Origin of the sequence: Pantoea sp. FN0302, from assembly GCF_050113775.1 — a bacterium.
Classification (GTDB): Bacteria; Pseudomonadota; Gammaproteobacteria; order Enterobacterales; family Enterobacteriaceae; genus Mixta; species Mixta alhagi.
The window spans coordinates 36079-49962 of sequence record NZ_JBNJSM010000003.1 but is presented as its reverse complement, the minus strand read 5'-3'; the positions used below and the strand labels follow the sequence as shown (position 1 = coordinate 49962).

Here is a 13884-nt window from a genome sequence, read left to right as displayed (position 1 = left end):
TACGGGCATGGTGAGTCTGCGCTAATCCGGGAAATGTGAATGGATAAGATTGAAGTCCGGGGTGCTCGCACCCACAACCTGAAAAACATCAACCTGATCATCCCTCGCGACAAACTGATCGTTGTCACCGGCCTGTCAGGTTCCGGTAAATCCTCACTGGCGTTCGATACGCTCTATGCTGAGGGTCAACGCCGCTATGTGGAATCGCTTTCCGCTTACGCACGTCAGTTTCTTTCGCTGATGGAAAAACCGGATGTCGATCATATCGAAGGGCTGTCGCCAGCGATTTCGATCGAGCAGAAATCAACCTCCCATAACCCGCGATCCACCGTGGGCACCATCACCGAAATTCATGACTACCTGCGCCTGCTGTTTGCACGCGTTGGCGAGCCGCGCTGTCCCGATCATGACGTTACGCTGGCGGCGCAAACCGTTAGCCAGATGGTCGATAACGTGCTGGCGCAGCCGGAAGGCACGCGCCTGATGCTGCTGGCGCCGGTGGTGAAAGATCGTAAAGGCGAGCACACTAAAACGCTGGAGAATCTGGCGACGCAGGGTTATATCCGCGCCCGTATCGACGGCGAAGTGTGCGATCTCTCCGATCCGCCAAAGCTGGAACTGCAAAAGAAACATACCATTGAAGTGGTTATCGATCGCTTTAAGGTACGTGAAGATCTGGCGACGCGGCTGGCGGAATCGTTTGAGACCGCGCTGGAGCTTTCCGGCGGTACGGCAATCGTGGCCGATATGGATGATCCCGATGCAGAAGAGCTGCTGTTCTCTGCCAACTTCGCCTGTCCGGTTTGCGGCTACAGCATGAGCGAGCTGGAGCCGCGCCTGTTCTCATTTAACAATCCGGCGGGCGCATGCCCTACCTGCGACGGCCTCGGCGTACAGCAATATTTCGATCCGGATCGCGTGGTGCAAAATGCGGAGCTGTCGCTGGCTGGCGGTGCGATCCGCGGCTGGGATCGCCGTAATTTTTATTATTTCCAGATGCTCCGGTCGCTGGCGGAACACCTGAAGTTCGATGTCGAAGCGCCGTTCAATACCCTGAACGAGAAAGCGCAGCAGGTGATCCTGTATGGCTCCGGCAAAGAAAGCATCGAATTTAAATATATTAACGATCGTGGCGATACTTCGGTGCGCCGTCATCCGTTTGAAGGCGTGCTGCACAATATGGAGCGTCGCTATAAAGAGACGGAGTCGAGCGCGGTACGTGAAGATTTGGCGAAATTTATCAGTAACCGCGCCTGCGCCACCTGTGAAGGCACGCGTCTGCGTCGCGAAGCGCGCCACGTTTATGTAGAAAACACCACGCTGCCGACCATTTCTGATATGAGCATCGGCCATGCGATGGATTTCTTCCGCAACCTGAAGTTAAGCGGTCAGCGGGCAAAAATTGCTGAAAAAGTGCTGAAAGAGATTGGCGATCGCCTGAGCTTTCTGGTTAACGTCGGCCTGAACTATCTTTCTATGTCGCGCTCGGCGGAGACCCTCTCCGGCGGCGAGGCGCAGCGTATTCGTCTGGCCAGTCAGATCGGTGCAGGGCTGGTTGGCGTGATGTATGTGCTGGATGAGCCTTCTATCGGTCTGCATCAGCGTGATAACGAACGCCTGCTGGACACGCTGATTCATCTGCGCGACCTTGGCAATACGGTGATTGTGGTCGAGCACGATGAGGATGCCATCCGCGCCGCTGACCATATCATCGATATCGGTCCAGGCGCAGGCGTGCATGGTGGTCAGATAGTGGCGGAAGGCACCGCCGAAGAGATTATGCAGGTAGAAGCCTCGCTGACCGGTCAGTATCTGAGCGGCAAGCGAAAGATTGCCGTGCCGGAGCAGCGCGTACCGGCCGATCCCACTAAAGTGCTGAAGCTGAGCGGCGCGCGTGGCAATAACCTGAAAGATGTGACGTTAACGTTGCCGGTCGGGCTGTTTACCTGCATCACTGGCGTGTCCGGCTCCGGTAAATCCACGCTGATCAACGATACGCTGTTTCCTATCGCTCAGCGTCAGCTGAACGGAGCGACCATTGCCGAGCCTGCGCCCTATCGTGAAGTTACCGGCATGGAGAACTTCGATAAGGTTATCGATATCGATCAAAGTCCAATTGGTCGTACGCCGCGCTCTAACCCGGCCACCTACACCGGCATTTTTACGCCGATTCGTGAGCTGTTTGCTGGCGTGCCGGAGTCGCGTTCACGCGGATATAATCCAGGCCGCTTCAGCTTCAACGTGCGTGGTGGACGCTGCGAAGCCTGTCAGGGCGACGGCGTGCTGCGCGTAGAGATGCACTTCCTGCCCGATATTTATGTGCCGTGCGATCAGTGTAAAGGCAAGCGCTATAACCGCGAGACGCTGGAGATTAAATACAAAGGCAAAAACATTCACGAAGTGCTGGATATGACCATCGAAGAGGCACGTGAATTTTTTGATGCCGTGCCTGCGCTGGCGCGTAAGCTGCAAACGCTGATGGATGTGGGCCTCTCCTATATTCGTCTGGGTCAGTCTGCGACAACGCTGTCAGGCGGCGAGGCGCAACGCGTGAAGCTGGCGCGCGAGCTGTCGAAACGCGGCACCGGCCAGACGCTCTATATTCTTGATGAGCCGACTACCGGCCTGCACTTTGCTGATATTCAGCTGTTGCTGACGGTGCTGCATCAGTTGCGCGATCAGGGCAATACCATCGTGGTGATTGAACATAACCTTGACGTGGTGAAAACCGCCGACTGGATTGTGGATCTTGGCCCGGAAGGCGGCAGCGGAGGCGGGCAGATTCTGATAGCCGGTACGCCGGAAACCGTCGCCAAATGTGAAGAATCACATACCGCCCGCTTCCTGAAGCCGCTGTTGGAACAGCGCTAAACGGCTGTTCTCCGCCCCTGATGCGCTCTGCCTCAGGGGCTTTTCACCCGCCTTGCCTCTTTCCTGGGCATTCATGCAGAATCAGGCAAGATTTAGACACTTTCAGGTCTGGCTGCTCTTCTCCACGCTGTTATCCTTATTAGCTCTTATCGCACGTGCTGCGAAACGCCCGGTTTAACCGGAGCGCAATGCTTTTCCTTAGCTTTACAACGGCTTCAATAACAGGAGACACCATGAATATTACGCACGCTTATGCTGCCCAGGATGCGAAATCCAGACTCGCGCCTTTTGACTATAAGCCGCGTGAACTGCGCGCGCATGATGTACAAATTGAAGTGTTATTTTGCGGCGTTTGCCATTCAGACCTGCATCAGGCGCGCGATGAATGGCATAACACCATTTTCCCCGTCGTGCCGGGTCATGAAATTGTCGGCCGCGTTACCGCAACAGGCGCTCATACGCAAAAATATCGCGTAGGCGATCTGGTTGGCGTGGGCTGCATGGTTGACTCCTGCCGTACCTGTCCCAGCTGCCAGGAAGGTCTGGAACAGTATTGCGAAAACGGTATGGTGCCTACCTACAACGGCCAGGACCGCGAAACGCAGGAAGTCACCTACGGCGGTTATTCCACCAGCCTCGTTGTGCATGAAGATTTCGTGCTGCGCGTACCGGAAAACCTCGATCCGGCAGGCGTAGCGCCGCTGCTGTGCGCTGGCATTACCACCTGGTCCCCGCTGCGCCACTGGAACGTGGGTCCGGGCAAAAAAGTCGGTATCGTTGGCCTGGGCGGTCTGGGTCATATGGGCGTGAAGCTGGCACATGCCCTGGGCGCGCATGTGGTGCTGTTTACCACTTCACCGTCTAAAATCGAAGACGGCAAGCGTCTGGGCGCTGATGAGGTAGTGATTTCTAAAGATCCCCAGCAGATGGCGCAGCACGCTAACAGCTTCGACTTTATTCTGAATACCGTTGCGGCGCAGCACGACCTTAATCCGTTTATCAACCTGCTGAAGCGCGATGGTAATATGACGCTGGTTGGCGCACCGGAAAACGATCATCCGGCCCCGCACGTGTTCGATCTGATTCTCAAACGTCGCAGCGTGGCGGGTTCGCTGATTGGCGGCATCGCTGAAACGCAGGAGATGCTCGATTTCTGCGGCAAGCACAATATCACCTCCGATATTGAGCTGATCGCCATGAACCAGATTAACGAAGCCTATGAGCGTATGCTGAAAAGCGATGTGAAATACCGCTTTGTTATCGATATTGATACGCTGCGTCAGGAATCTGCCGCCTAAAAATCTTGTCGCTGCGGCCAGTCCGCAGCGACAGTTTAATGATTGCCCGCCGCTTTCGTCGCCAGCGCCTGCTGTAGCGACGCATCCACCAGATAGTAAATCTGCGAATCTTTTAAACCGCCATCCAGATAAAGCGTGCTCCAGTGAGATTTGTTCAAATGCGCACTGGGAAAAACGTCGGCATGCTGCTGCCGCAGCAGATCGGCCAGCGCCGGAGAGGTTTTTAGCGAGACGGCCGGCCGCCCTTCTGGCTCATGCACCATGGCAAATAACACGCCGTCCGCCAGGATTTGCGTTGCCTTCCAGTCGCTGTGGACGCGCTGTTCCGCGCCCGCTTTACTCATACAATATGACAGCAGATCTGACGTATTCATTTTTACTCTCCTTGCAGCGTGGCGATAATGCGGCGTGAACCGCCCTGTATGCGATGTTCCCCCAGCCAGATGCCCTGCCACGTACCTAACACCAGGCGCCCACGGTTAACCGGCAGCAATAGCGAAACGCCAAGCAGCGATGATTTAATGTGCGCAGGCATATCATCCACGCCCTCATAATCATGCTGGTAAGGCGCATTTTCCGGCACCTGCCGCATAAAATGCTGCTCCATATCGCTGCGTACTGTGGGGTCGCAATTCTCATTTAACGTTAGTGAGGCGGAAGTATGCTGTAGCAGCAGATGCAATAGCCCAGTATTGATTTCACGCATTACCGGCAATTGTTCGATAATCTCATCGGTAATCAGGTGAAAGCCGCGCGCTTTCGCGCTCAGCGACAGGGTCTGTTGGTGCCACATTACGCCATACTCCTTTTTAAAAGACTCCGTTAAGTGTGCAGCATGTGGCGCAAAGGTAAACCTGCAAAAGATAAAAATTATTAACGGCCTGGACGTTGCGGTTCGCTTTGGCCGCTTCGTTATTGCGCGCGTTTAAGAGGAAGATGCTGTACTGAAGAGGCTACATTTCCCGGTGGCCGGGCAAACGGGGAGTCTGGCAATGGAATAATGGTAAAAGGCGGCTGGCACCGCCTTTAACGACTGCGCTTACATCACTGCCGCGAAAGCTTCTGCGACCTGATGAACATTGTTACGATTCAGGCCCGCTACGCACATGCGTCCGCTGTGGATCAGGTAAATGCCAAATTCTTCACGCAGACGATCGACCTGCTGAGCGCTCAGTCCGGTATAGCTGAACATGCCGCGCTGCTTCAGCAGATAATCGAAGTTTTTGCCGGGCAGCGCGGCGCTCAGTGCCGTTACCAGCGCCTGGCGCATATCCAGAATACGCAGACGCATCGCTTCTACTTCCGCCAGCCAGTGGGTCTTCAGCGCTTCGTCATTCAACACACAGGCCACGACCTGAGCGCCAAAGTTTGGTGGTGAAGAGTAGTTGCGGCGCACCGTGGCCTTCAGCTGTCCCTGAACCCGCGTCGCCTCTTCCGTATCCGCACAGACCACCGACAGGCCGCCGACGCGTTCACCGTATAGCGAGAAGATTTTTGAGAAGGAGTTGCTGACCAGCGCCGAAATCCCCGCAGCGGCGATGGCGCGAATAGCATAGGCATCCTCTTCCATACCGGCCCCAAAGCCCTGATAGGCAATATCCAGGAAAGGGATCAGCTGCTGCGCCTGTAGCACTTCAACGACGCGATCCCACTGCGCATTGGTCAGATCGGCACCGGTCGGGTTATGGCAGCAGGGATGCAGCAGCACCACGCTCTGAGCGGGAAGCGACTTCAGCGTGGCAAGAAAATCATCAAACTTAACGCCATTGGTTTGTGCGTCATACCAGGGATAGGTATGCACATCAAAACCAGCACCCGCGAAGATCGCCACATGGTTTTCCCATGTCGGATCGCTGACCCAAACCTGCGACTGCGGGAAATAGCGCTTCAGAAAATCCGCACCCACTTTCAGCGCGCCGGAACCGCCCACGGTTTGAATCGTTGCAATGCGTTTTTCCTGTAGCGCCGCGTGCTGCGCGCCAAACAGCAACGGTGCAATCGCCTGGCGATAGCTGGCCAGCCCATCCATCGGCAGGTAGAGTGATGCCTGTTGCGGCTGAGCATTCAGACGCGCTTCCGCTTCGGCTACCGCCTGCAGTTGCGGAACAATGCCCTGCTCGTTGTAAAAGAGGCCAATACTCAGGTTAACCTTATGCGGGCGCAGATCCTGCCTGAAGGTCTCCATTAACGTAAGAATCGGATCGCCAGCGTAGGCATCAACTTTTTGAAACACGGTAAATCTCCCTAGTGATAGTCTCTTTTATCAGCTCAAACTTCATAACGCCCGGGCCGATGGTTCATCGCGATAATCAAATTCAGCATCAGCGCGCCAGCGATTGACGCCGCCAGCATTGGCAGCGAAACCACAAACAATGAGGCCAAAACCACGCAGCTGTCTACCGCCATTTGCAGCTTGCCGGCACGAATGCCAAACCGATCCTGCAACCACAGGGCAAGAATATTGATGCCGCCCAGGCTGGCCTTATGACGAAACAACACAATAAACCCAACGCCCATAATAATGTTACCGAACACTGTCGCATAAAACGGGTTAAGCGCGTCAAAATGAATGAAAAGTGGATGCAGCCGGGTAAAGAGTGAAACCAGCGCGACGGCGCAGAAAGTTTTGGTGGTAAATGCCCACCCCATGCGCTTTACCGCCAGCCAGTAGAACGGCAGGTTAATAACAAAAAACAGCGTGCCAAAGGAAAAAGAGGTCAGATAGCTGATCAGGAAAGCGATGCCTGCCGTGCTGCCGGTCAGTGCGCCAGCCTGCTTTAACATGACCACACCGAACGATACCATCAGCGTGCCAAACAGCAGCGCCAGCGCATCTTCCAGCAGCGTGTGCGGAACGCGGGCGGGTTGAACGATATTATCCATAGGGCTGTTTACCGAAGAAAAAGATAACGGCCAGCAAGAATCGCACCATAACGGCAGGCTTTAGCGGCATAAATTGCTGCTTTGCCAGTAACCGCCTGATTAAATAAATAATTTAACCGCACGTTACCTGCTCTGTTTAGCCTGATGACGCTTAAGCTGCGCACCCTGAGCGCTATTTATGCACAAACTGTGCGCTTAACTCCGCTGAATGCACTCTAACTGTGCGTCAGGCACTTTTTTGGTGCAGCGGCGCGGGCGCGGCGATGGTCAGACCGTTCTCTTTCAGCCGGTTTAGCACCACAGAGGTTTTAACGTGCGATACGCTGCGATGCCCCGCCACCAGCTCGCTGATTAATGCGCTTAGCTCAGCCAGGCTGTTAACGGCTACCTTCAGGAGATAATCCGCATCACCGGTGGTTTTATAAGCGTCCACAATAGCGCTCTGCTCTGCCACCATGTGGTGAAAGCTCTCTACATAATCGGAGGTGTGATTAATCAGGCGCACCTCAATCAGGCCAATCATACCCAGCCCAACGGCGTCAGGTGAGACGCGCGCATGGTAGCCCAGTATAAGATTTCCCTGCTCAAGGGTGATGCGGCGGCGGGAACACTGCGAGGCGGACAGGCCGACCAGGTCGCTCAGTTCCTGATTGGTTAAGCGCCCATTGGCCTGGAGTAAGGTCAGAATTTTCAGATCGTAATCGTCAAGCTGTGCCATCTTGATTTGCCGCTCTTAGCGCTTAAATCGTTACAGATAAGCGCAATTAAGCGGCAAATGTCCAACACAATTTTTTGATGACCCAAAGAGATGCACAAAGCGTGCATGCTATTCGTCGTCGTATTGCGGCCCGGCATAGTTGTCAAAACGCGACCATTGCCCATTAAAGGTCAGACGTATTGTCCCGATCGGACCGTTACGCTGTTTACCGATAATGATCTCGGCGATCCCTTTCAGATCGCTGTTCTCGTGGTAAACCTCATCACGATAGATAAACATGATCAGGTCGGCATCCTGCTCGATCGAGCCAGATTCACGCAGATCGGAGTTTACCGGACGTTTATCGGCGCGCTGTTCCAGCGAGCGGTTAAGCTGCGACAGCGCCACCACCGGCACGTTCAGCTCCTTTGCCAGCGCCTTTAGCGAGCGGGAAATCTCAGCGATCTCCAACGTACGGTTGTCAGAAAGCGACGGTACGCGCATCAGCTGCAGGTAGTCGATCATAATCAGGCTTAAGCCGTTATTCTCACGGAATATGCGGCGTGCACGCGAGCGTACTTCCGTTGGCGTCAGGCCAGAGGAGTCATCAATATAGATGTTCTTTTTCTCCAGCAGGATGCCCATGGTGCCGGAAATACGCGCCCAGTCCTCATCATCCAGCTGGCCAGTACGTATGCGTGTCTGGTCAACGCGTGACAGCGACGCCAGCATACGCATCATAATCTGCTCGCTGGGCATCTCCAGGCTGAAGATCAACACCGGTTTTTCATGCAGCATCGCGGCGTTTTCGCACAGGTTCATGGCGAAGGTGGTTTTACCCATTGACGGACGCGCCGCCACGATAATCAGGTCAGAACCCTGCAAACCGGCGGTTTTTTTATTGAGATCCTGATAACCGGTATCTACGCCGGTTACGCCGTCATGCGGCTTCTGATACAGCGACTCGATGCGCGAAACGGTCGCTTCAAGAATCTGCTCAATGTTTTTCGGGCCTTCATCTTTATTCGCGCGCTGTTCAGCGATTTTAAAGACGTTCGACTCAGCGAAATCCAGCAGATCCTCGCTGCTGCGCCCCTGCGGATCATAACCGGCATCGGCGATCTGGTTCGCTACCGCGATCATTTCGCGCACCACCGCTCGCTCGCGAACGATATCGGCGTAGGCGTTGATGTTTGCCGCGCTGGGGGTATTTTTTGACAGCTCCGCCAGATAGGCGAAGCCGCCGACCATATCCAGCTCGCCGCGCTGCTCCAGTGAATCAGAAAGCGTAATCAGGTCGATGGGCTGGCTGGCTTCCAGCAGCCGCTGCATTTCACTGAATATCAGACGATGAGGGCGACTGTAGAAGTCTTCGGCCACCACGCGCTCTGAGACGTTATCCCAGCGCTCGTTGTCCAGCATCAACCCGCCCAGCACCGACTGCTCCGCTTCCAGCGAATGGGGCGGCAATTTCAGCCCTTCTACCTGGCGATCGCGAACCTCGTTGGATTTGTTGGTGGGTTTATTTCCTGCCATAGTGAATGCAATACCGAATGTGTGAGTGACGCGCAAGTATACCCGTTTTTCGCCAGCTTGACGTCATGTCGTAACTGGAAACCAGCAGGAGGGACAATGGCAAAACGTATTCAAATCGCCCAGTATGGCGGCCCGGAAACGCTGCAATGGATCGACTTCAATCCTTCCGACCCCGCTGACGATGAAGTGCAGGTAGAGAACAAAGCTATCGGCATCAATTATATCGATACCTACGTACGCTCCGGGCTTTATCCTGTGCCTGAGCTGCCTTCCGGTATCGGCACCGAAGCCGCAGGCGTGGTAACAAAAGTTGGCAACCGGGTTACAGCGATCAAGCCCGGCGATCGCGTGGTTTACGCGCAGTCTGCGCTGGGCGCCTACAGTGAAATCCATAATGTGCATCAGGATAAGATTGCGCTGCTGCCTGATGCCCTCTCTTTTGAACAGGCGGCGGCCTCGTTTCTGAAGGGGCTTACCGTACACTATCTGCTACGGCAAACGTATGAAGTGCAGGCAGATGAGATCTTTCTGTTTCACGCAGCGGCTGGCGGCGTAGGACTGATCGCCTGTCAGTGGGCAAAGGCGCTGGGTGCGCATTTGATTGGGACGGTTGGCTCAGAGGAAAAAGCGCGGCTGGCTAAAGATCGCGGGGCCTGGGCCACAATCAACTATCGTGAAGAAGATATCGCACAGCGCGTCAGCGAGCTGACCGACGGTAAAAAGGTACGCGTGGTTTACGATTCGGTAGGCAAGGCAACCTGGGAAGCCTCGCTTAACTGCCTGCAGCGACGTGGCCTGATGGTGAGTTTCGGTAACGCCTCCGGTCCGGTGACCGGCGTTAACCTGGCGATTCTGAACCAGAAAGGCTCGCTTTACCTGACGCGCCCTTCACTTAACGGTTATATCACCACGCGGGACGAGCTGCAGCGCGCCAGTAACGATCTGTTTTCGATGCTTGCCAGCGGCGCGATTAAAGTAGAAGTTCCGGAAAGCCAGCGCTTCCCCTTGCACGAGGCGCAGCGCGCGCATACGCAGCTGGAAAATCGCGCAACGCAGGGTTCCAGCCTGCTGATCCCCTGAGCCGCCGGATGTACAAACAATAAGGGCTTCCCGAAGGAAGCCCTTTTGCTTTTTTTAATTCGCACTGTTGTAGGGTACAGCGACGATAATGTGTTTCGACTCAACGAGAAATAGTCTCGCAGAATTCATAAGTAAAAAATATGTTTAATTGCGAAAAATAACGAAGCAAAATGTCACTCTGTGATCTACGCCTCATATTGGCCGCTTTCAGATAGCTAACTTATTGATAATTAGCAAACTAAAGGTCTGGTTTTTGCCGGCGCTCATAAGCGTGGAAATAAAAAAAACCGTACGGCAGCCGCACGGGTTTTAACATAAGCGAAACAAGTCAGACTTCGGTGGTCATCTTATCTGCGACCAGCGACAGCGCTTTTTCAACGACCTCTATCCCTGCTCCGGCCTTATGCGCATTCTCGCTTAAATAACGACGCCACTGTCGTGCGCCGGGAATTCCCTGAAACAGACCCAGCATATGGCGCGTAACATGACCCAGATACGTTCCCTGCGCCAGTTCGCGCTCAATATAAGGATACATAGCGCGGACCACGGCAACCGGATCGGCATCCGGCGCAGTGCTGCCAAACAGTACGCGATCGACCTGCGCCAGCAGGCCAGGGTTTTGATAGGCTTCGCGCCCCATCATAACGCCATCCAGATGACGTAAATGCTCCTGCGCTTCCTCCAGCGTTTTCACGCCGCCGTTAATCGCCATTGTCAGCCCGGGGAAGTCACGCTTGAGCTGGTACACGCGCGGGTAATCAAGCGGAGGAATTTCACGGTTCTCTTTCGGGCTAAGGCCGGAGAGCCAGGCTTTGCGCGCATGGATAATAAAAGTATCGCAGCCGCCCTGCTGGGCTACCGTGCCGATAAAATCGCACAGAAATTCATAGCTATCCCGATCGTCAATACCGATGCGGGTTTTAACCGTGACCGGAATAGAAACCACGTCACGCATCGCCTTAATACAATCTGCAACCAGCGCCGCCTCACCCATCAAACAGGCACCGAAGCGTCCGTTCTGCACGCGATCGGAAGGACAGCCCACGTTCAGGTTGATCTCGTCGTAGCCGCGCGCCTGCGCCAGCTGCGCGCACTGCGCCAGCGCCGCCGGATCGCTGCCGCCCAGCTGCAGAGCAACCGGATGTTCCGCCTCGTTATAGGCCAGATAGTCGCCTTTGCCATGAATAATGGCACCGGTAGTAACCATTTCGGTATAGAGCAGCGTATTACGCGTCAGCTGTCGATGAAAATAACGGCAGTGACGATCGGTCCAGTCGAGCATCGGCGCGATGGAAAAACGCTGGGAGGAGAAAAGAGCGCTGTTTTTAGCGACGCTGTCGGGCAGTGCCGTTGATATCTCTGAGTTTTGAGGCATTTTTTAACTTTTTGATGTTTCCGTTCACCGTTATTCTGCAACGGGAACAAAGGAAAAGGCAGAATAAAAGATGCTCGATTATAACATAGCGTGATGCCTGGCGCGTAGAGCGTGTATTACGGTGTTTGCTGGCGGAGTGGCGGCGATAAACAAGACCGAGGCGTCCAAACAGACGCATCAAAGAATCAAATGGCTTTAAGCTGGTTAATAATAAAAGGGTTACTCTGCAGCAATAGCAGAAGTTTTCTTGAGGCTCCGGTTGGCTGACGCCGTTTGGTTTCCCAGCTTTTTACAAGGTCATAACTAACACCGACGGCCACGGCAAAATCTTGTTGTTTTAGCCCGGTTGCTTCACGTATCGCTTCAACATCAATCTCGCTAAAAGTATGAACATGCTCCGGCTCTGGCGTTTGTTCACCCTTTTCAATTTTTACCATCTCTTCTGCACTTGCCAGCAGATCGGCAAATGATTCATCTTTCATCGGTATCTCATCGCTCCAGTTGACGCCACATCCAGCCCTTTTGCCATGATGGGAGTTACAGAACCTTGTAAAGCCGGGAATCTTGCTTTTCTCACCCTTTAAATGAAAACAGGACCGCAATAAACAATCGCGGTCCTGCTCTGCCTTCCCTGATGCTACCTGTTCAGGTTTATCAGAAAGAGAAGCCCAGCTGTGCCATTGCACCCCAGGTATCGTCTTCCCCCACGGAACCGGCCAGATCGAGGTGAACGCGGTTATTAAACGGCGAAATACCAAAACCTGCACTGACGACATTGACGTCGTTAGACTTCATATCCGCATGGTAGCCGCCGCGCAGTTGCAGCCAGTCAAGAACGCGATATTCCACACCAACTCCGGCGTACTGACTGTCAGCCTGCGATTTAAAACGCTTGGTACGGGTTGCATCCACGTCCAGGCTGGCAGTCAGCTTTTCGTTGTGCCAGGCTGCACCTACGGTGACCAGCGGACGAATCTGGTAGGTATCTTGATAGCCATTAACTTCTTTGGTTTCAATATCACGTGAAATGAGGTTTTGCGCGCTCAGGCCAAAGGTCCAGTTCTTACCTACATCGGTAGAGAGACCGGCATCCAGGTTAAAGCCGGTATCGTTGGTGCGATACTCGCTATTGGTAACTTTATTTTTATCGAAGTTGTAAACCGAGGCGCGATAGTTATACAGGCGAGTCTGTTGCAGTTTTGGCGTAATACCTACCGAAACGGCCTGTTCACCGATTTTAAACTCATGCGCGACCGCAATACCGTAATCCGCGACAATCGCCGCCACGCCGGTAGCGCTGGAGCGCAGTAAATATTGATCGCCTGGCAAAGGAAGGCGTGAACCATTGGCGACAGCGTCAAGGTAGTCGATATCACTTTGCGCCACGTCGGTATGCAGATGCACGGAGCCATAAGCTTTCGCCACAAAGGCAAACGGCAACGTTTCATTAGGCACTGCAACCACAATGGCGGCGCCGGCTGAGCCGTCAGCTTTATTTCCGCGCAGGCCGCGCAGCTGATTGGCCAAATCACCAGAGGCGGAGCGCACATTGCCAAGCACGCCAGCAGGATTGGTCAACAGATCTTCAAGGTCAAAATCATCAAAGACATTTTGGTAGCGATCAACGGTATCGGTCACATCATCGATCTTATCGACCATCTTATCTTTATCGCTGATCTGCACCCCAACAGATGGCAGGATAACGCTTACGTTATCTTCCGCGCGGCCTTTGGTCAGCAGCGCCGGGTTAGTTAGCGGTGCAGTGGTGTAGTTGGATGAGGCCACGCCGGTGCCGCCCATCGCATCATTACGGGCATCGAAGTAACTGCCAGCAGCCAGAGAAGAAAAAGAGGTAAAGATTAACGGCATTAATAACGCCGCAGGAGAAAGCTTCAAGGAATGCATGTTTTTCTTTGTCATTATCAGACGCCACCCAAATAAGCTGAAAGTAAGAAGGAAATCACTGGATGAATGATGACCAGTAATTGCCTGTTTTATTAACCTGAACTCAGGCCTTTTTCCCCGGCTTATCAGAGGATTGCTGCTTTTTTAAGCAATCGGTGGCTTAACGTGTCTTTTAGAATTGTTAGCAGTTTAGCTTTTCTGCAGTTATTAAGCCTGACTGAACATTAGCTGGATCTTTT

The 13884-nt window shown here is 53.9% G+C and carries 12 protein-coding genes; 3 read left to right on the top strand and 9 right to left on the bottom strand.

The window, feature by feature from the left end; genetic code table 11:
• The first annotated feature begins 39 nt into the window (after positions 1 to 39).
• Both uvrA and ACQE32_RS13165 read left to right on the top strand, forming a co-directional pair.
• Positions 40 to 2871, top strand: a complete 2832-nt coding sequence (uvrA, locus tag ACQE32_RS13170; RefSeq protein WP_427021908.1) for an excinuclease ABC subunit UvrA — start codon at positions 40 to 42, stop codon at positions 2869 to 2871.
• Between the two features lie 233 nt (positions 2872 to 3104).
• Entirely contained in the window at positions 3105 to 4169 is a 1065-nt protein-coding gene (locus tag ACQE32_RS13165) for an NAD(P)-dependent alcohol dehydrogenase (protein WP_426973134.1), read from the top strand.
• 35 nt (positions 4170 to 4204) lie between these two features.
• On the opposite strand, the gene ACQE32_RS13160 is transcribed toward ACQE32_RS13165, so the two are convergent.
• The 6 genes from ACQE32_RS13160 to dnaB form a co-directional block, all read right to left on the bottom strand.
• The gene (locus ACQE32_RS13160; RefSeq protein WP_085069667.1) at positions 4205 to 4543 is read right to left on the bottom strand and encodes an MmcQ/YjbR family DNA-binding protein; all 339 of its coding nucleotides are present in this window, start codon (positions 4541 to 4543) and stop codon (positions 4205 to 4207) included.
• 2 nt (positions 4544 to 4545) lie between these two features.
• Positions 4546 to 4962, bottom strand: a complete 417-nt coding sequence (locus ACQE32_RS13155; RefSeq protein ID WP_085069665.1) for a secondary thiamine-phosphate synthase enzyme YjbQ — start codon at positions 4960 to 4962, stop codon at positions 4546 to 4548.
• 246 nt (positions 4963 to 5208) lie between these two features.
• Positions 5209 to 6402, bottom strand: coding sequence for an amino acid aminotransferase (locus tag ACQE32_RS13150; RefSeq protein WP_427021907.1), 1194 nt, complete (start codon positions 6400 to 6402; stop codon positions 5209 to 5211).
• A 35-nt stretch (positions 6403 to 6437) separates the two neighbouring features.
• Positions 6438 to 7052, bottom strand: a complete 615-nt coding sequence (locus tag ACQE32_RS13145) for a YitT family protein (RefSeq protein WP_085069661.1) — start codon at positions 7050 to 7052, stop codon at positions 6438 to 6440.
• A gap of 226 nt (positions 7053 to 7278) precedes the next feature.
• Positions 7279 to 7770, bottom strand: a complete 492-nt coding sequence (locus tag ACQE32_RS13140) for an Lrp/AsnC family transcriptional regulator (protein ID WP_426973129.1) — start codon at positions 7768 to 7770, stop codon at positions 7279 to 7281.
• 108 nt (positions 7771 to 7878) lie between these two features.
• Positions 7879 to 9285, bottom strand: coding sequence for a replicative DNA helicase (gene dnaB, locus ACQE32_RS13135; RefSeq protein WP_250651058.1), 1407 nt, complete (start codon positions 9283 to 9285; stop codon positions 7879 to 7881).
• A gap of 96 nt (positions 9286 to 9381) precedes the next feature.
• Here dnaB and ACQE32_RS13130 point away from each other — a divergent pair, with 96 nt between their 5' ends.
• Complete coding sequence (locus ACQE32_RS13130) at positions 9382 to 10365, top strand: quinone oxidoreductase (RefSeq protein ID WP_427021906.1); 984 nt, start codon at positions 9382 to 9384, stop codon at positions 10363 to 10365.
• Positions 10366 to 10693: 328 nt separating this feature from the next.
• Here ACQE32_RS13130 and dusA read toward each other — a convergent pair whose 3' ends face one another.
• The 3 genes from dusA to ACQE32_RS13115 all read right to left on the bottom strand — a co-directional run bounded on the left by dusA (position 10694) and on the right by ACQE32_RS13115 (position 13660).
• Positions 10694 to 11740 (bottom strand): tRNA dihydrouridine(20/20a) synthase DusA, encoded by a 1047-nt coding sequence (dusA, locus tag ACQE32_RS13125; RefSeq protein WP_427021905.1) that lies wholly within the window; start codon positions 11738 to 11740, stop codon positions 10694 to 10696.
• 185 nt (positions 11741 to 11925) lie between these two features.
• Complete coding sequence (gene nadS, locus ACQE32_RS13120; RefSeq protein WP_426973125.1) at positions 11926 to 12222, bottom strand: NadS family protein; 297 nt, start codon at positions 12220 to 12222, stop codon at positions 11926 to 11928.
• Between the two features lie 172 nt (positions 12223 to 12394).
• Positions 12395 to 13660 (bottom strand): conjugal transfer protein TraF, encoded by a 1266-nt coding sequence (locus ACQE32_RS13115; protein ID WP_427021904.1) that lies wholly within the window; start codon positions 13658 to 13660, stop codon positions 12395 to 12397.
• Positions 13661 to 13884: the final 224 nt, after the last annotated feature.

Bases quoted from the DNA above. Each gene is read 5' to 3' on its own strand.
- ACQE32_RS13155 (WP_085069665.1), bottom strand. From the start codon at position 4,962: ATGTGGCACCAACAGACCCTGTCGCTGAGCGCGAAAGCGCGCGGCTTT.
- dnaB (WP_250651058.1), bottom strand. From the start codon at position 9,285: ATGGCAGGAAATAAACCCACCAACAAATCCAACGAGGTTCGCGATCGC.
- ACQE32_RS13160 (WP_085069667.1), bottom strand. From the start codon at position 4,543: ATGAATACGTCAGATCTGCTGTCATATTGTATGAGTAAAGCGGGCGCG.
- ACQE32_RS13145 (WP_085069661.1), bottom strand. From the start codon at position 7,052: ATGGATAATATCGTTCAACCCGCCCGCGTTCCGCACACGCTGCTGGAA.
- ACQE32_RS13115 (WP_427021904.1), bottom strand. From the start codon at position 13,660: ATGACAAAGAAAAACATGCATTCCTTGAAGCTTTCTCCTGCGGCGTTA.
- ACQE32_RS13165 (WP_426973134.1), top strand. From the start codon at position 3,105: ATGAATATTACGCACGCTTATGCTGCCCAGGATGCGAAATCCAGACTC.
- uvrA (WP_427021908.1), top strand. From the start codon at position 40: ATGGATAAGATTGAAGTCCGGGGTGCTCGCACCCACAACCTGAAAAAC.
- ACQE32_RS13140 (WP_426973129.1), bottom strand. From the start codon at position 7,770: ATGGCACAGCTTGACGATTACGATCTGAAAATTCTGACCTTACTCCAG.
- nadS (WP_426973125.1), bottom strand. From the start codon at position 12,222: ATGAAAGATGAATCATTTGCCGATCTGCTGGCAAGTGCAGAAGAGATG.
- ACQE32_RS13130 (WP_427021906.1), top strand. From the start codon at position 9,382: ATGGCAAAACGTATTCAAATCGCCCAGTATGGCGGCCCGGAAACGCTG.
- dusA (WP_427021905.1), bottom strand. From the start codon at position 11,740: ATGCCTCAAAACTCAGAGATATCAACGGCACTGCCCGACAGCGTCGCT.